The organism is Paenibacillus sp. FSL H3-0286 (assembly GCF_045040705.1).
Lineage (GTDB): Bacteria > Bacillota > Bacilli > Paenibacillales > Paenibacillaceae > Paenibacillus_AQ > Paenibacillus_AQ odorifer.
In genome coordinates this window covers 2,878,220-2,894,974 of record NZ_CP150285.1, presented here as the reverse complement: position 1 = coordinate 2,894,974, position 16,755 = coordinate 2,878,220, and the positions used below count along the sequence as shown (strand labels likewise).

Annotated in this window: 27 protein-coding genes; 1 reads left to right on the top strand and 26 read right to left on the bottom strand. The window is 33.7% G+C overall.

The window, feature by feature from the left end; translation table 11 throughout:
• Positions 1-24: 24 nt before the first annotated feature.
• The 13 genes from nrdE to MHB37_RS12790 all read right to left on the bottom strand — a co-directional run bounded on the left by nrdE (position 25) and on the right by MHB37_RS12790 (position 10,077).
• Positions 25-2,121 (bottom strand): class 1b ribonucleoside-diphosphate reductase subunit alpha, encoded by a 2,097-nt coding sequence (gene nrdE, locus MHB37_RS12850; protein ID WP_405169447.1) that lies wholly within the window; start codon positions 2,119-2,121, stop codon positions 25-27.
• Positions 2,114-2,485: a class Ib ribonucleoside-diphosphate reductase assembly flavoprotein NrdI gene (gene nrdI / locus MHB37_RS12845; RefSeq protein WP_405169446.1), complete on the bottom strand. Its 372-nt coding sequence runs from the start codon at positions 2,483-2,485 to the stop codon at positions 2,114-2,116. The genes nrdE and nrdI overlap by 8 nt, the downstream gene beginning before the upstream one ends.
• Positions 2,478-2,987 (bottom strand): anaerobic ribonucleoside-triphosphate reductase activating protein, encoded by a 510-nt coding sequence (nrdG, locus tag MHB37_RS12840; protein ID WP_405169445.1) that lies wholly within the window; start codon positions 2,985-2,987, stop codon positions 2,478-2,480. Before nrdG ends, nrdI begins: the two co-directional genes overlap by 8 nt.
• The gene (gene nrdD / locus MHB37_RS12835) at positions 2,984-5,173 is read right to left on the bottom strand and encodes an anaerobic ribonucleoside-triphosphate reductase (RefSeq protein ID WP_405169444.1); all 2,190 of its coding nucleotides are present in this window, start codon (positions 5,171-5,173) and stop codon (positions 2,984-2,986) included. The genes nrdG and nrdD overlap by 4 nt, the downstream gene beginning before the upstream one ends.
• 6 nt (positions 5,174-5,179) lie before the next feature.
• The gene (locus MHB37_RS12830) at positions 5,180-5,443 is read right to left on the bottom strand and encodes a hypothetical protein (protein ID WP_405169599.1); all 264 of its coding nucleotides are present in this window, start codon (positions 5,441-5,443) and stop codon (positions 5,180-5,182) included.
• A 50-nt stretch (positions 5,444-5,493) separates the two neighbouring features.
• A complete protein-coding gene (locus tag MHB37_RS12825) occupies positions 5,494-5,715 on the bottom strand; it encodes a hypothetical protein (protein ID WP_405169443.1) in 222 nt (73 codons plus the stop codon).
• Between the two features lie 16 nt (positions 5,716-5,731).
• Positions 5,732-5,950, bottom strand: a complete 219-nt coding sequence (locus MHB37_RS12820; RefSeq protein ID WP_405169442.1) for a hypothetical protein — start codon at positions 5,948-5,950, stop codon at positions 5,732-5,734.
• Between the two features lie 34 nt (positions 5,951-5,984).
• Positions 5,985-6,176, bottom strand: a complete 192-nt coding sequence (locus MHB37_RS12815) for a hypothetical protein (RefSeq protein ID WP_405169441.1) — start codon at positions 6,174-6,176, stop codon at positions 5,985-5,987.
• Positions 6,177-6,227: 51 nt separating this feature from the next.
• Complete coding sequence (locus MHB37_RS12810; RefSeq protein WP_405169440.1) at positions 6,228-7,196, bottom strand: DNA cytosine methyltransferase; 969 nt, start codon at positions 7,194-7,196, stop codon at positions 6,228-6,230.
• A 10-nt stretch (positions 7,197-7,206) separates the two neighbouring features.
• Positions 7,207-7,905, bottom strand: coding sequence for a methyltransferase domain-containing protein (locus tag MHB37_RS12805; protein WP_405169439.1), 699 nt, complete (start codon positions 7,903-7,905; stop codon positions 7,207-7,209).
• Between the two features lie 261 nt (positions 7,906-8,166).
• Entirely contained in the window at positions 8,167-8,577 is a 411-nt protein-coding gene (locus MHB37_RS12800; RefSeq protein WP_405169438.1) for a hypothetical protein, read from the bottom strand.
• Positions 8,577-9,701 (bottom strand): hypothetical protein, encoded by a 1,125-nt coding sequence (locus MHB37_RS12795; protein ID WP_405169437.1) that lies wholly within the window; start codon positions 9,699-9,701, stop codon positions 8,577-8,579. The genes MHB37_RS12800 and MHB37_RS12795 overlap by 1 nt, the downstream gene beginning before the upstream one ends.
• Positions 9,702-9,705: 4 nt before the next feature.
• Positions 9,706-10,077 (bottom strand): hypothetical protein, encoded by a 372-nt coding sequence (locus tag MHB37_RS12790; RefSeq protein ID WP_076127730.1) that lies wholly within the window; start codon positions 10,075-10,077, stop codon positions 9,706-9,708.
• An 88-nt stretch (positions 10,078-10,165) separates the two neighbouring features.
• Here MHB37_RS12790 and MHB37_RS12785 point away from each other — a divergent pair, with 88 nt between their 5' ends.
• Positions 10,166-10,756 carry a hypothetical protein gene (locus MHB37_RS12785; RefSeq protein ID WP_405169436.1) on the top strand — a complete coding sequence of 197 codons (591 nt, stop codon included), beginning with the start codon at positions 10,166-10,168 and terminating at the stop codon, positions 10,754-10,756.
• Positions 10,757-10,806: 50 nt separating this feature from the next.
• Here the strand turns inward: MHB37_RS12785 and MHB37_RS12780 are convergent, their stop codons facing one another.
• The 13 genes from MHB37_RS12780 to MHB37_RS12720 all read right to left on the bottom strand — a co-directional run bounded on the left by MHB37_RS12780 (position 10,807) and on the right by MHB37_RS12720 (position 16,629).
• The gene (locus MHB37_RS12780) at positions 10,807-11,052 is read right to left on the bottom strand and encodes a hypothetical protein (protein WP_405169435.1); all 246 of its coding nucleotides are present in this window, start codon (positions 11,050-11,052) and stop codon (positions 10,807-10,809) included.
• Positions 11,053-11,289: 237 nt separating this feature from the next.
• Positions 11,290-11,463, bottom strand: coding sequence for a hypothetical protein (locus MHB37_RS12775; protein ID WP_405169434.1), 174 nt, complete (start codon positions 11,461-11,463; stop codon positions 11,290-11,292).
• Positions 11,463-11,654: a hypothetical protein gene (locus tag MHB37_RS12770; RefSeq protein WP_405169433.1), complete on the bottom strand. Its 192-nt coding sequence runs from the start codon at positions 11,652-11,654 to the stop codon at positions 11,463-11,465. The genes MHB37_RS12775 and MHB37_RS12770 overlap by 1 nt, the downstream gene beginning before the upstream one ends.
• Before the next feature lie 22 nt (positions 11,655-11,676).
• The gene (locus tag MHB37_RS12765) at positions 11,677-11,859 is read right to left on the bottom strand and encodes a hypothetical protein (protein WP_076127721.1); all 183 of its coding nucleotides are present in this window, start codon (positions 11,857-11,859) and stop codon (positions 11,677-11,679) included.
• 22 nt (positions 11,860-11,881) lie between these two features.
• Positions 11,882-12,142 carry a hypothetical protein gene (locus MHB37_RS12760; protein WP_405169432.1) on the bottom strand — a complete coding sequence of 87 codons (261 nt, stop codon included), beginning with the start codon at positions 12,140-12,142 and terminating at the stop codon, positions 11,882-11,884.
• Positions 12,143-12,193: 51 nt separating this feature from the next.
• Entirely contained in the window at positions 12,194-12,571 is a 378-nt protein-coding gene (locus MHB37_RS12755) for a hypothetical protein (RefSeq protein WP_405169431.1), read from the bottom strand.
• A gap of 64 nt (positions 12,572-12,635) precedes the next feature.
• Positions 12,636-12,869 (bottom strand): hypothetical protein, encoded by a 234-nt coding sequence (locus MHB37_RS12750; RefSeq protein ID WP_405169430.1) that lies wholly within the window; start codon positions 12,867-12,869, stop codon positions 12,636-12,638.
• A gap of 73 nt (positions 12,870-12,942) precedes the next feature.
• Entirely contained in the window at positions 12,943-13,113 is a 171-nt protein-coding gene (locus MHB37_RS12745; RefSeq protein WP_405169429.1) for a hypothetical protein, read from the bottom strand.
• Positions 13,114-13,630: 517 nt separating this feature from the next.
• Positions 13,631-13,852, bottom strand: a complete 222-nt coding sequence (locus tag MHB37_RS12740; protein ID WP_405169428.1) for a hypothetical protein — start codon at positions 13,850-13,852, stop codon at positions 13,631-13,633.
• A gap of 65 nt (positions 13,853-13,917) precedes the next feature.
• A complete protein-coding gene (locus MHB37_RS12735; protein WP_405169427.1) occupies positions 13,918-15,456 on the bottom strand; it encodes a DHH family phosphoesterase in 1,539 nt (512 codons plus the stop codon).
• A 127-nt stretch (positions 15,457-15,583) separates the two neighbouring features.
• On the bottom strand, positions 15,584-15,724 hold the full coding sequence (locus MHB37_RS12730; protein ID WP_405169426.1) for a hypothetical protein: 141 nt from the start codon (positions 15,722-15,724) through the stop codon (positions 15,584-15,586).
• Between the two features lie 24 nt (positions 15,725-15,748).
• Positions 15,749-16,042 carry a hypothetical protein gene (locus tag MHB37_RS12725; protein ID WP_405169425.1) on the bottom strand — a complete coding sequence of 98 codons (294 nt, stop codon included), beginning with the start codon at positions 16,040-16,042 and terminating at the stop codon, positions 15,749-15,751.
• Between the two features lie 41 nt (positions 16,043-16,083).
• Entirely contained in the window at positions 16,084-16,629 is a 546-nt protein-coding gene (locus MHB37_RS12720) for a hypothetical protein (protein WP_405169424.1), read from the bottom strand.
• Positions 16,630-16,755 lie beyond the last annotated feature (126 nt).

The window sequence follows — 16,755 nt, the reverse complement described above, 5'->3', positions numbered from 1 at the left end:
TTCAATAGATTAATCCCCTTTTTATTAGACTGAGCAAGATATGCAAGTTTCACGAGAAGTGTCTTTTGTTCGCATATAATATAGCGTTTTGATTCCTTTATGATGAGCATACAAATCAATACGATTCAAATCTCTTGTTGTGTGAGTGTCTTTTAAGAACAAGGTAAAACTAATCCCTTGATCAACATGCTGCTGAATTGTTGCAATCATATCGACAACTCTGAACATATCCATGTCATAAGCTTCTTTATAGAAGAACCATGTTTCAGGAGAAAGGTATGGCATCGGATAGTATGTTTTTGAGTTTCCATAAGTACGTTCCTCAATGCGTTCCATGATAGGCATAACAGATGCAGTTGATGATTGAACATAAGAAATAGATCCAGTTGGGGCAATTGCTAATCTATAAGAATGACGAAGCCCATGTTTCATAACTTGATTCTTTAGTTGCTCCCAATCAGTAACTGAGGGGATGACCATACCTTCAAATAAAGTTTTAATCTTATCAAACTTTGGAGAATAATCATTCACTAAGTACTTATCAAAATATTCCCCCGATGCATATTCGCTTTCTTTAAAACGAAAAAACTTCTTACCACTTTCTTTCGCAATCTCCATAGATCGTTTAATGGAATAATAATTAACCATCATGAAGAAAGTATTTGCAAAATCTCTTCCCTGTTCACTTTCATATGAAACTTTGTTTTTAGCTAAAAATCCATGCAGATTCATTGCCCCTAAACCAATAGAAGTCATCATATTGTTTGCTTTGCTAACTGCTGGAGCATTTTTAATATCTGTCTTTTCAGATACCACCGTCAATGCATCAATACCAATCGATACTGTCTCAGCTATCGACTTGTTTTTCATAACATTGACAATATTGATCGAACTCAGATTACAAGATACATCAAGCCCAAGTTCATCTTCTTCTTTATAATCATGATAGTTTGATACATCTGTAAGTTGAAGAATTTCTACACACAAATTTGAAAATTTAACCTTCCCAATCTCTTTAAGCGCATGAACTGCATTCACATTATCTTCAAACATAATATAGGGATATCCTGATTCAAATCTTAAAGCAGCCATCTTCTCAAGTAACTTACGTGGGTTGATTTTATCCTTTCTTACTTTAGGATTGTCAACCAATATGTCGTACATGTTATTCAAGTCCATATCATCGAGATGTTGACCGTATTCTTGATAGACTGTGTATGGATAAAAGATATAAGCATCTTTATCTTCTCTAGCAAGTTCAATAAATCTATCTGGGATTACAACGCCTATAGATAGAGTTTTAACTCGAACATCTTCGTCTGCACTGATTTTTTTAGTATCTAGAAAATCGTTAATATCTGCATGAAAAACATTTAAATATGTAGCACCAGATCCTTGTCTCTGTCCCATTTGATCAGCGTAACGAAAAGCATTATCTAAAAGCTTCATAACACCAACCACACCTTTGGTGGCATTCTCAATACCTTTAATAGCTTCTCCTTTTGCTCTTATCTTACTGAGATTTAACGAAACTCCACCGCCAACTTTACTAAGTTGCATAGACATATCTACTGCCTTGGAAATGTCATTAAGAGAATCATTAACTTCCATCAAAAAGCAACTAACTAATTCTCCTCTTCGTTTACGTCCTGCATTTAGAAATGAAGGTGTTGAAGGCTGGATCTCCTGATTAATCAATGCTTTCACTAGCTTTTGTGCTTTGATGTAATCACCATCCGCCAAGTAAAGAGCAACAATTGATACTCTATCCTCATATCTCTCTAGAATTTTTTTCTTGTCGTTGGTCTTTAATGCATAATCGTTGTAAAATTTGAAAGCACTCATGAAGGATGGAAATCTAAACATTTTGGAATAAGCAATTTCGAATATGTTCTTAATTTGTTTATATGTATATTTACCAAGAAATTCTTCTTCGTAATATTCATTTTCAATTAGGTAATCTAATTTTTCCTTTAGATTGTGAAAGAATACTGTATTTTGATTAATATAATCAATGAAATATCTTTTAACTGCATCCTTATCTTTTGAAAATTGATACTGCCCATCCTGTTGAACCATGATTTCATTATTTAAGCGAATATAGTTGTTTGTATTAGACAATATTTAATACCTCCATTTTTATCTTTTCTATGTCATATGCATTACCTGATAGTTCAAACTTGTGTAATAGAGGTACATCATATCGCTTTGAAATTATTTCTGCTGCACCACAATAAAATTTGCCCCAATTCCTATTACCACTTCCCATTACGCCCTTTAAATATTGATGATTCGATTCAAGAAACTTTTCAATAGACTTTGGTACTTCACCATATCCAGTTGAGTATGTAATCAATACAAAGGGTTCATTTATAGATAATTCAGTTGTAATTTTGGTACTTCTCATATCTAGTTTATTAATAAAGCGTTGAATATTTCCTGTCAAGGAATCATAAATTATAAGTAATTTAACCACCTCATTCATCTAACGACAGCAGAATCGCCTTCCCTTGTTTAAAACTTTCATTAACATCTAATATGCGCTGATTGTGCGATCCTCTCCATTTAAGTGTCAAATCCCGTTGTTCTAGTACAAATTTCCCATCAATTAAAACATCACAATATGATATCAGCTCTTTCATCTTTTCATCTCTGTATATTTCTTCAAAGGTAAACCCAGTCCAAATCCATATATCTTTCTCTTTACACTCACGCTTGACTCTCTTTAAGAGTGGAAGAAGACCCTCTACATTCTGTAGAGGCTCACCGCCAAGAATTGATAAACCTTGAATTTTTACATAATCAATTTTTAAATCCTTAATAATTCTTTCTTCATATTCTTTTGTAAATGGAGTTCCATAATTAAAATTCCAGATAGATGCATTAAAACATCCTTTACAGTGGTGCAAACAACCTGATGTATATAGTGAGTGTCTAATTCCTCTTCCATTGATTACGTCAAACTGTTTATAATCTGCAATGTTCATTTATGTTTCACTCTGCTAACAACTTCATTTTGCTTCCCTTTATTAAAGGGTCTTTGTGAAGGTTCCGAGAGATACCCGCAACATCTACGAATAACTGAAGATGTCTTAGGATTTTTATTGCCGCAATTAGGACACTCAAACCCCGATACTGTTGCTTCAAACTCACCTTCATAACGACACTCGAGACATTTATCTACTGGTGTGTTCGTACCGAAATAAGGAACTCTTTCATAAGCAAAATCCCATACTGCTTCTAAGGCTTCAGGGTTTTTTACTAAAGCATCAAATTCGCAATAAGTAATAAATCCACCACTTGCATAATGAGGATATTCTTTTTCAAACTCAATCTTTTCGAAAGGGGTTGCTTTCTTATTAACATCTAAGTGAAATGAATTTGTGTAGTAACCTTTGTCAGTAATTCCTTTAATAACACCGAATACTTCTTCATCCAGCTTACAGAACCGATAACATAAACTCTCCGCTGGAGTAGAGTATAAACTAAATCCATAACCTGTTTCATTCTTCCATTTAGTAGCCTTATTGCTTAAGTACTTAACAATATTCAAACCTTTTTGTCTAAGTTTAAGATCGTCAAAGATGTGCTTGTCAAACAATGAAAGTACAGTTTCATGTATTCCGATGTATCCAAGAGAAATAGTTGATCTGTCATTCTTAAGCAAATGGTCAATAGTGTCATCTGCTTGGAGCCTTGCGCCTGTTGCTCCTTCCATGTAAAGAATTGGAGCTACTTTCGCTTTTACGCCTTTAAGACGTTCAATTCGATACATCAGTGCTTCCTTACACACTTCGAGCATTTCATCTAACAGTTTATAGAATTTAGATTCAGATCCTTCCGCCTTAATTGCGAGTCGTGGCAAATTAATTGTGGTTACGCCCATATTAAATCGACCATCATGAATTTCTTTCTCGTCTTCAATATACTGTCCAACAAAACTGCGGCATGACATTGGGAATTTAAACGATCCAGTCACTTCTTTGACTTTTGGAACAGATAAAATATCTGGATACATACGGAGTGTACTGCACTTGATTGCAAGTTTTTTAATGTCGTAATTAGGATCTTCAGGCTTGAGATTTACTCCTTCTTCAAGAGCATAGATAAGCTTAGGAAACACAGGTGTCTTGCCTTCTTTTCCCAATCCTCTGATACGATTTTTAAGAATGGCAATTTGGATTTGACGTTCCTCCCAAGAAGTTCCTCTACCAAATCCGAATGTTGAAAATGGTGTTTGTCCATTTGCCGATACAAGAGTGTTGATCTCGTATTCGAGGGATTGGAAAGCATCTAGAGTCTCTTTTTCTGTTAATCTCATCGCATAGTCATAGCATCTAGGAAATTGAATTGCAATATCCAGACTATCTACAGCAATTCCGAGACTATCAATGTATTCTGGTTCAGCGTTGTAGAGCCACTTCATCCCCGTTTTGAAATGTTTTTTAAATGACCTACTAACATAAGGAGCAAGCACTTTATCGATTTCATTTATGGTATTCCCACCATAAATATGACTTGATACTTGAGCAATTATTTGAGCTGTAACTGCTGCTGCTGTAGTAATTGATTTTGGAGATTCAATTTGAGCATTTCCTAATTTAAAACCATTCTCCAACATCTCTTTTAAATCGATTAACATACAGTTGAATGAAGGAAAGTATGGAGAATAGTCTTGATCGTGCTGATGAATATCTCCATTGTTATGTGCATCCACTACACGCTTTGGAATCATATATGCTTGTGCAAAGTCTTTAGCAATGATACCCGCCAATAGATCTCGCTGAGTGGGAATTGTTTGACTATCTTTATTTGAGTTTTCGCTCATAACTTCAGTATTAGTGTGATCAAGAAGTCCCTGTACCTTTTTATCTAAGCTTCCTCTTTCTCTTCGTTTCAAACTTCTTACTTCTCGATATCCTATGTATTCGGTTGCTACATCTTTTCTCTTGCTCAACATCAATGCCGATTGTACTTCGTCTTGAATATGTTCGATATCAACATTGTTTAAATTTGACAGTTTATTTACTACTTTTTCTGTTACCTTTAAAGCCACTTCATCATCAATACCTTTTTCCGTTCTTGTCATTGCTTTGATAATAGCATCTGTGATTTTCTGCTTATAAAATTCGACTACTGTTCCATCTCTTTTTACAACTTTCGTATCTGTCATCCCCTTTTAGTAAATTAAGTCTTCTTCAATTACTTTAAATGATTTCCCATATGAAAAATCAATGATTTTTATGCCTTTGGAAAACTTATGATTCAATTTCTCGTCATAGGTATTCTTATAATATTCAATCTTACTGGAGATATTTTTTGCTGGATTAATAATTATCTCATCTTCGGGGGAACCGTCCATAGAAACTTTAATCGCAACATATTTCGCCTTATAAGCTTCAGCTTCGCTAAACATTGCGATTAGTCCATCCATTGTATACATATTCAATAATTCACCTCCTTGTGTTAATAAATATATTTTTATTCATAAAATTAATGCTTGTCATACCAAACTCTCGAATCGAACTCTCTCCATGCTTCCTTCCATGACTTTTCATCGAGGGAGTCCATCTTTTTAAATTCCTTTGCTCCAATAAACTCCTTCAGTTTCCTTTTTACATATATGTCCTCGTGCAGCTCTGCTTCATTTTTAGTTCCAATATCGTTCCTGAAACAATCAAATAATGCGTCACCTAAACTTATGTATGTTTTCAAGTGTTATGATCTTCTCCTAATCAACAATCTTCTGTACGTTACTCATATCTTTCATGGCGAATACACGAGTATCTTTCTTTGCTAGATCATAGGCTTCCATTAGCCAACATGATTCTGTGTGATATTCAGTGCTACCATATGAAACATTCATAACAACTGCTCTTCGTTTATTGCGCTCATTCTTCCAGTTTAAATAGTCAAATGAGATAGCATTACCTTTTTGAATATTGATCATGTGTTCTCCTTTCTTTCTTGATAAAAGGTACATTTTACAAAGTCTTTAAGTGTCTAATTAATTCATCCTGTGATTCGTCCAATTGCTTTCCAAGATTCTTAATCGTCTCTGGATCACTTTTATCAATAGCTAAAAGTTTAGCTTCAGTGGCAATTACTTCTTTTAATCCACCAATCTTCATTTTAAGTTGAAAAGATTTGTTATCTATATTGCTCATCTCCTTCATAATCAAATGTGCATTCCGTCAGACAGTATCAATATTGTCTAGCCCTTTTTATTAACTACAAATTTGCAATGCTAGGCTTTTACCTAGTATGTATGCAAATAATGACGGAATTCCACTACATCTTTCATATTGCTTATCTAATTCAATATCATCATCGAAACTAAAACAGTCTGGGACTGTCTGAATTCTCAAACACTCTCTTACCGTAAATCTCCTCGGAGCCTTACATTCATATTCTTCCATTTTTCTTATGTCGTAATTTGCTGGACTTGGATGCAATGGAAGCTGCCTAGCTGTAGATACGATAGTAAATGAAGGCTCATTCCATTGTCTTTGCCTATTTCTAGATGTGTACCGTGGCGAAAACCCTCCATCATAATACTCTTTATGATTGCTCATGTTGTGATTTTCTTTAGGAAAAGGTAAATCACCTATAGCGTCTATCAAGTGCTTTCGTTCATCTTCTGGAATAGGATCTGGGAAACGAAAAGTCTTATTTAATGATTTATGCATACCAACTATAAAAACTCTTTCTCTTTCTTGTGGAACGCCATATTCATAGCAGTTGATTAATTTCCAGCTTACATCATATTCCAACTCTTCAAACGACCTTAAAAGATGATTTAGAAACTCTTCATGCTTCTTAAAAGTTAACCCCTTAACATTTTCTACAATAAATGCCTTTGGTTTGGATTCTTTTATTAAACGTAGGAAATGCTTACCTAGGTCTCCATTTACCTTATCTTTTACACCTCGCTGGGCTCCTCCCTCACTGAATGGTTTACAAGGAAACCCTCCCACAATCACATCGGTTTTCGGCAGATCACATCCGTTAATCTTTCTAATGTCTACTACTCTGGCATGTTTTCCAATATTTTTATTGTATGTATCAACAGCATATTTCTTATTATCTAAAGCATCTACGATGTCATACCCAGCCAACTTAAAACCTACAGCTCCTACACCCGCTCCACAAAAAAGATCAATCATTTTTAAACCATTACTTGCTTGCTGCCTCAATCAATCACTCCTATAATTTTATAGCAATAAATCCAGCGAAGTTATTCCATTTAAAGAAAGTATCAATATTTGAGAACCCTGCCTTTTTCAACATTGAGATATTTTCATCAACAGTATTGGGCTTTAATATCCCCCTAATTGATTGTGATTTTGCAATTACTTCTTGATGTTTTAAACCATTCTTCAGTTTTAAATCATGATATAATTCAACCCACATCTCATCGAATCTGGCGTTGCTTCCAACAATTTTTTCAATCATAACAAAAGCTCCGCCATAATTTAGACCCTTATAAATCTTATTAATTAAATCTTGTCGTTGTCTTTGAGGAACAAACATTATTGATAAAACAGCGGTTATGTAACAAGCATTATTCATTACAAAGCTTTTATCAGTAGCATCTTGATTTAATACAGTAATGCAGCCCTCATCCTTAAATCGTTCTCTAGCTTTGATAACCATGCTTTCCGAAGAGTCAATTCCAATGTAATTTATGTTTTTATTTTTATGCTTATTATTTATATTATGTACTGTTTCTCCTATGGATGTTCCTATGTCATAGATATTTGTAAAATCCTCCACAAACCAGTAAGACATCTCTGTTATCATATTATGTATTTCGCTATATAGCGGAACTGATAACCTTACATGTTCGTCAAAAATAGGTACAATCTCAGAATCAAATTTCCAATCTCCTGATTCTTGGAGCAAAATAATTAACTCCTTTCTTTAAAATGTGCATTTCATCAGTCAGTAGCTTTATCAATAAACAACAATGCTGAAAGCAGTAAAGTCAATCCTACAGTAATTAGACTTGGTTGATAGCCAAAGAATAATCCAAAGAACAAACCTATGTAAAAAATTGCACAAATCCAATTAATCACCTTCATTTAGCCGTATCCTCTCCTTCCTGATGAAATTTGACTTTCATGTGCTTTTTAGGTCTAAAAAACCCTAATAAATCAAGGACTTCTAATTCAGCAACGCTGCAATCTCATCCAATTCAAGCTCAACCTTTTTATCGTCAGAAAGTAATTTATCAAGCTTCGTTTCCATTGCTTTAAGCTTCTGTTCTTCTTCTTTTCTATTCAGAATTTCATACTTCAATTTCAGATCTGCAATCCAATCCAGAACATGATATCCGTTAATATTAAATGAATCTAACAATCCCAAATCTTTGGACGATAACACATATGTGTTAATTTTAATAAGTAGAGTTAAAATCTGTTCCTTCTGAAGTACTTGAATGTTGTGCCGTACTCCATCAATTTCAATTGAACAATTTGTGATTGGTGTGAATTTCTGAGATTTACTCAATTTTTCCTTCTTTAGTTCAATTTGCTTCTTCAATTCAAGAATTTTCTGGTCATTCGGATTTGCCATTATTCTTCATCTCCCATTCTATAAAGTTTTCCATTGGTAAGATATTCATTTCTATATCTTGGTTTATAAACCTCATGTATTTCTTCTAAGGTTCCAGTTAATAAAGGTACGTCCTCAGTTGTATATCCGCTTCCCCATCTACTCGGGACTTTTCTTTTGACAACGATTTGATAGCTCTCACTATCTCTTACGCCTTTTACTTCAGCGTAGCTGCTCTTCTCATTTCCAATATAGACGGTTGTGCTGTAATGCCAAGCATATTCCCCTATTTTCTTTTTGACTTTTTCAATGAACCTACTTAGGTCATAATATACATACTCATCTTTTGATTCATCATATGGAGAATAACAACTTCTACTTTCCAACAAATCAAACATCTCTGCATAGCGTTCGCAGCAATCGATTGAAATCATCTCAATAATCCTATCTCCTAATGATTTAAGATTAAGGATGTGAATGTCTTGTTTTTTTCGATAGTTAATTATTTCTTTTGCAAATATGTATTGTTTACCCTTATTAACATTCTCATAATAGCTATCCTTATAATCATTTCCCGAGTTCCATTTGGTATCCCAATAATCAAATCTCCCCATATATACGAGTTCTTGATTATCTTTAGTTCTATAGGTAGCACCAATAATTAGTTCCTTAGATTTAATATATGTCTTTTCATGTAGAACCTTATTAAATTGGCTTATCTCTTGATAATCCGGTGAATCTACAGGTAAAAGAATCAAATTTTTACCATCCCATGAGTAAACGAATTCACCTTCTAGACCTTTTCCCTTGATAGAGTTTGTGTTTTCAAGAATGTAGAGTAGATTTTCAATGGTAATCTCAAACTCAAATCCTCTAGGGTCGTACACACGAGTGTATGCCTGACGATGATTCCAGCCATCCTTATAGTCACCAACTTTTTTGTTTAGGACAAATCCCGAAACTGGTTCATTTTCATATTCTACAGGATCGATCTTCTCATCTCTCCATCCTTCCCATGATGTTTCTTGGCGCAACTTACCTTTTGCATCGTAGTAAATAACAAAAGCAAGTTTTTTAGTATATGTATTTTCTCTATTCTGGAATCCTACTTTAATTTTTTGTGGAACAAAAATATTAGTCTTCAATCAATCACTCTCCTATTAATCTAATAATCTCTTTATATTGCTCTGTATTTTTAGTAATCCAATCCTCTACAAATGATCCGTACTTCTTCTCATTGAATAACCTTTTCAAGTCTCGATTTAGGTCTTTAAAATTACTAAAACCAGCCATTAAAACCAATATTGGATACAGTATAATGTTTAGAGTGATAAGCAATCTGCTACTGAACTCTTGCATGATAACTCTGTCTTCATTCAGATAGTATTCGTATCGATTCTTCCAGTTTTTCTTTCTTCTTTTAATGATTGAGTTGTGCTGCTTTTTTGTGAGATGAATTAATTCATATCCGCTATCTAATAAATCATCGTACTTATATATGCGTTTATCCTCATCAATCAAACACTCTCTCTCCTTTGCTAATAGACTATTAACTTTCTTCTTAAACACACCGATATCTTATGTAATTACATAATAAAGGTTGGTGTCTATGGGTCTTACGATTGATTGGGGAACTATGGTTATTTCTGTGCCAGTAATAGCCGCTTCTTGCTTTGGCGCAGTCAAATTTTTTGGTGAAGCATACTTTAAAGAACATTTAGATAGGAGGGCAAAAGAGATAGAAAAAGAATTTGAAGCCTTCAAATCTAAATTAGAAACAGATCAAGTAGAGTACATAAAACGGCTAGATATTCAAATTGAAAGAAATAGACATATAATTGACACCTATACTCCTAAATATATTGCCGCCACAGAGAATGTTAGAAATGAAATGAATACCTGCTTTCAGTTCTTGAAAACAGCGAATTATGAAATTCCTAGCGAATGTCACACAAAAGAAAATGAGTTAAAAACTATTTTTGAATTGAACCAAGTATACATCTCACCGAAATTCAAAGAGCATATGATAGCCTTCATAGGGCTTTTCAACAAAGTCTATAACAATCATATCCAAATGATAAGAAGTACTGATAATGCAATGACGATATATGCAGATTGGGAAAAAAATTCAAAAGAATTGAAGAACGTACACGATGACATTGAAACTCTTGTTCAGATGGAGCTTTCAGGAAAAATTTGATTCATGTTTTGAGGACATACTCTGGTCTCTTTTTTTTTGAAATACGCCTTTCACTTAGTTAAAATGTTTAGTGTCTTACTTATCTTAGTCAGAATATCCTCAAGTTCTTGTTCCTGAGAATCATTATTTAGTTGCACCGATAGTTTGATATCTATTTCTAACTTCTTGCCAACGATACCAGCATCTATGACATCATAATCTAATGATTCATAAAGGTTCTTGGGATACGACAAGATCTCATCATAGATTCTATTGCTCCAAATTCTTTTGTTTTGCTCTTCTAGTGACTTTTCCATTCACATATCTTCCTTCCTTATGAAATCTCTCTTTCATGTAAACTCTAAACTATTTATTGTCTCGATAAAATCTATGTATATTTGGATTTCAATATTTAATCTGCTATATTTTTCATTACTTAATTGGAGTGTTTACTTACATCGCTGTCTTGAAGAGTAGATAGTACCAGTTCTCTCTTCTTTTCTAATTCATTTATTCTAGTTTCATATTTCTCAATTGGCCTGATATCTGTTCATCTAAGCACCAACCTCATGTTGAATCGACTCTATATCTGAAATCAGTTTCTTTGTTTCTTTGATATATTCTGGATACTCATTTTCAAGATAATCTACAGTAATCCATTCGCTCAAATCAAACCTTGCCTTTTCAAGCAGATTTAGTATTTCTTTCATCTGTTCAATTATAACCATCAATAATTACCTTCGTTTGCTTCTTCGAACTCTTCAATCTTTTCATTCAATTGTTCAATTTCATCGGTTAGTTCTGCAACATTAGCAAGCAACAGATTAATTTGTAGTTGCAGTCTATCTCTTGTCTCGACCTTGGAACCTAACTTTTCAATCAACTCATCATATTCATTCATCTCGATCACCCTTCCCAATCAAATATATCTTTTATCAGTACTAATACCTTACCACTGGCTTATCAAGTAAATCACCTTTATATGTATAAGCACCTCTATACTCATCAGCCAACTTCAAATTTTTTTCAGCTTCGAGGCTAATAATTTCATCATTAATCTTAGCTCGTTGCTTTCGTAGATCGGTAAGACGGTTATTGATATCCAACAGACTTCTATTTAACATTTGTCACTCACCTTTCTGATAACTAATGTTCATTAATAATGACAGTCCCTGATTTCACTCCATAATTACTTTCCTCTTTGAAGGTATAAGTTTCTGGCTTTTCTTCTGGCTTAATGTCTCGTGTTAAATACCACAAGTCACTATCCTTCCATGTAATATTCACAAGTTTCTTATTTTGGGGCAAATCAATTGTCGTCGTCCCTCCAAAATTTTTAGCAATTCCATTACAACCAGAAAGCAATGGTAGCATAATCACTAAAAGCAACCATCTCATTTTTTTCATTAGAGTTCCCATTTTATTTTTTGATCGTATAAAAGCATTATTTGATTTAAATTACTCACTACATTCTACTGATTCAATATTGATTACTTTGAAGAATGTTGGTTGATAATTGTACTTTTCAATCCACTTAATGATCACTTCGGATATTTCTTCTTCGAGTTCATTACAGTGTTCTTGTTTTACATCCATCAAATAATCTTCAGCACACTCACCTACTTCATCACACATATTCTGATTAATATGCTCAAAAATACTATCTAAATCAACACATACTCCCAATCCTACCTTTTCAACTTGACCAATATAAAATTTCCGTTCTTCAAAATCACCCTTACCTGCTTCAATAGCCTCTTCTTTTGTGCCGAAGTATTCTCCGTGATTAAAGTATTCTTCTGAAGAGCTGTATGTCCACTGTCCATTGTTTGGCATTGTTCTTTCTCCTCTTTTTATGTGTATTTGTGACCACATAAAACCACTATTTCATTATTCTTTCTCAGAATAAAAATCCAATTAATTTATAGTGCTCATGGTCACTATCAATCCATTCTCTTTCGATCTCTTCGTTATAAACATCAAAATCATCTAAGGCTTCGATATAACCTGCAATCTTTCCAGAAATACTATCGTGGTATTGATCTCCTTTCACCAAAACTTCTTTCGTGTCAAGATTGAACAATGCCTTCTCATCTTCAAATTCATCATTTACATACACTATTAACTTCATCATTAAAACTCCTTTTATTTTATTTTTGATAAAGCTTGTATTTCATTTAATTCAGTACCAACGATCTTCTTCTTCGTTACTTATTGCAAATATTAGAGCGTATTATTTTATAAGGTCTTTTCCCTACAAATAACGAAAGAAAATATCCCACACAATCCTTTATAGAATTGCCTTTATATCTGTAAGTACAGCCCGTTGTTAAATCTTCAATCTCAACCTCTACTTTTACTGGTTCGCTAACAATCATATTTTCTCTCCTTTCTTTATGAAACAGTTCTTTCGTTGTATTTTTTTTCTTAAATAACCCTTATAAGACAATATTTCTTCTAATCGAATTCTTTTATGGTCTCCGAAATTTCATCATTTGATGAGAAACTAGGTCTCTTCTCAATAACTTTTCCACTTAACACTTTTATGTATTCTATTTCTCGGTCAGATCCAACTTCTAGGCTAGTATAAGTATAAGTTACCTCATCTATTTCTTCGCTGTATTTCATGTTTTCACCCTATGTATCAAAATGTCGTACAACCTTTACGGTAATTTTGCCCTTTGCCTTTATACTTATACCTAGCAATAAACGTCTTAACTAGTATAAGGTTTTCATTAACTCTTTCTACAACAATTACTCCAAGTTTAGTCATCCATCTAAGTTTTCCTTGAATGTTTGGAATGGAGGATATCTCTTTGATAAGATATCCTGTTCCAACTCCGCACTCCTTCAATCTAGTTCTAGCGTGTTCACTGATTTTAATACGCATATGAGTTACCGTTTATTAGCTGCACGATCCCGTTGTTTTTTATACTTTGTGAGTGTAGCCCCTTTCTTTTCATTTGATTTCACTGGATACACAGTTTGAAATGTAAGACCATTCTTGGCTGCATATCTTTTTGCTTCATTTACCGCTCCTAGTCGATCAGATGGTAAATTGCTGATTACCACGCTTGTTCCATTTTGTGCTGTTGCAAGTCCGAAAAAGTTTGTCATATGTATTATTGCTCCCTTAGTATATTATAGTTTTTGTTATTTGTATATATTTATTATTAAAATTCTTAGATATTTATTTCTCGATAATCATCTATGAATAGTTGAAATGTCTTTGTGACTTTAAATTTGGGCTTATATTGCTTCCACACGTTGATGTTGAGTGAACCAATTGCTTCGATTTCTGAGAAGACTGGAACACGATTAAAGAAATCTTCGTCTGTTTTAAACTTCATGAGCTGTAGTTTATCGCAGTCAATCTTAACGGTATTCGCTGATTTACCCATCAACTTCTTATCTGATACGAATAATCCTTTAATGAGGAATCTTCCCTGTTTAAACTTATTGCCTGTTATGCGATAAAACTCAGATAGATAATTGATCAGGTTTTCGTTAATGTCGCTCAAGTTGAATTCTAGATCATAATACATGGAGTCGTCTGGTTTGAAGTCATGGAGTTTCTCGTTAAGTTCTTGTCTCAGAAGCTCTATATCTGTTTTCTTAATCTGCAAACCACCAGCTCCCGGATGACCTCCTGTGTAAAGAACACTATTACATTCGTCGAGTAAATCAAGCATTGAAAAATCCTCTAATCCTCGAAAACTACCTGCATATGTATTTTCATCGTCTCCGTTACCAAGAACAATTGCTGGTCTGTTAAAGTGCTTTGATAACTCTTGTGCTACCAATCCATTCATCCCGCGTCCCAATGTTGGATCAAATACAATGACGGTCATATCTCTCTCATCAACAAATGGCTTTAAAGCCTTAAGTGCTTCAGCTTGAATTTCTTTACGCCTTTCATTTGCTTTAACTAGTTCTTTAGCCAATCCCTTAATCTCAGGGGAGTCTTCATTACACATTAAGAAGTCTATTGCCAGTGTAATGTTATCGGCTCTAGTAGCAGCCGTTACAGCAGGGCTTACACCATAAAGAAAATCAGTTGCAGATAAATTGTTGAGATCAAAATTCATAGCCTCAAATAACTTTCTAAGTCCAGCGTGTCTTAAACTTTTGAGAGATAGTTTGGCATAATATCTATTTTCTAGTTCCATCATTGACATCATATCAGCCATTAATGAGAAACCCGGTAAGTCATCAAGTTTATTGGCGTAGTATGTATTCATGTAATCATCTAATACTTGGCATACCTTGAATACCAACAGTCCACCACAGGCATTCTTATTAGGGTATAAACATCCATCTTGCTGCGGATTGACCAAAATCGCATAGGGGTTATCTACTGTAACTGTGTGATGGTCAATAATTAGACAGTCAACCCCTCTAGAAGACAACAACTTCATCGTCTCAACATCATTGGATGAACTATCTACGGCAATAAATAGTTTTGTATCGATAGGAATTTCACCTATAAGATTGCCTATAGAGTGTCCAGTAGATCTTTCATTGCAGACATAATGAATCCTGTCCGTAAAGTTGAGCAGATATTTATACTTTAGCACTAGTGAGGAAACCCCATCAAAATCAGGGTCTCCTGAAATCACTATCGTTTCATCGTTGTGGATTGCCGCGATTATACGATTAGCTAATGCATCTATATTTTTTAGTAAATACGGACTATGAACAACATTTGATAATGGATTCAAAAATACATCAATATTATCGATCCCGTTAATTTTTGCTAACCTTGAATATGTATTATCGTAATCTTCAAATGGAATCTTGGGTATTTTCTGTTTCCAAGCTATGTATGGTCACTCCTTCTAAATGTATTTATCTCACAACTATTTTGAAATTTTCAGGCATTGCAATATTATCATAGTTATCGATAGCCTTGAGAAATTTATAAGTTAAAGATTTGCTTTCTCTTCCTGTCGCTTTGTTGATGATTCTGATATTTACTTTTCTGTACATATCTATCACTCTCCATTTACAGGTTTAGTCTTCTATTAATTCATAATCACGCTCAAACAACTCTTTACAAATCCATTTCTTTGACTTATCTTCGTAAGTTACGATATAGTCTCCATATCTATGTTCTTCAACATCTCCATGTGAGTTATAAATGTATGGAGTCCTGTTAGTCTTTGGAATTAGACCATCTTTATCGAACCATCCAATCCACTTGTTTGTAAAAATTTCATAACAAGAATATCCGTCTTCCATACCTTCTAGAAACTGAATTGCGCTAACGTATTGAGGAGACTTTCTTTTATATCTCGGTTCTTGCATTTTTTCACCTCCTTGATTTGATGAAAGATAAGTTTTATCTATTAGATAACTTTCCAAGTTCCTTCGGTTATGCATTCTTGTACAGCCTTAGTTCGCATAATACTTGCGGTAATGGTTGGTAAAGAAGTGTTTACTATTAAATAACATGATTCATCTTCACGTAGAGTTGCTTTAAATTCTACGCCAAATGAATTTTTAAAGTAAAATTCATTTAATAATTTATCCTTACCTTCCTCCAACTGCTTTAGTTCGTTTAACAGTGATGCCATCTCAGAGTCCACTTGACCAATTAATGAATTAATTACTTCCTTGCTACACTTATCTCTTTTAATGTCAATTTTAACTTTTAAAGAATTTATTTCATTCTCTTTGTTAACTTTAGATACATGGTTACTTAGATCAACTTTGCTAACGATCCACTTTTTAGCATCGCTACTTTCTACTTCATATGTTCTTAATACTCTCGCAGTTTCATAACCTCTTTGTGTATCACATACTACTAAATCATCTTTGTTTAAATCTAAATCTGTTTTAAAGACGTACTCCATAGTGTTGTTGTTATGCTTTACAACTGCCATTTTGATCATATGTATTATTCTCCCTTTTCTATATTATTTGTATTTTTTGATACTTTAGCTTTAGCGAAATTACACAATATATTATCTATAGTAATAATAACCATAGCCAGCAAAATGAATGTTAATATGGGATTC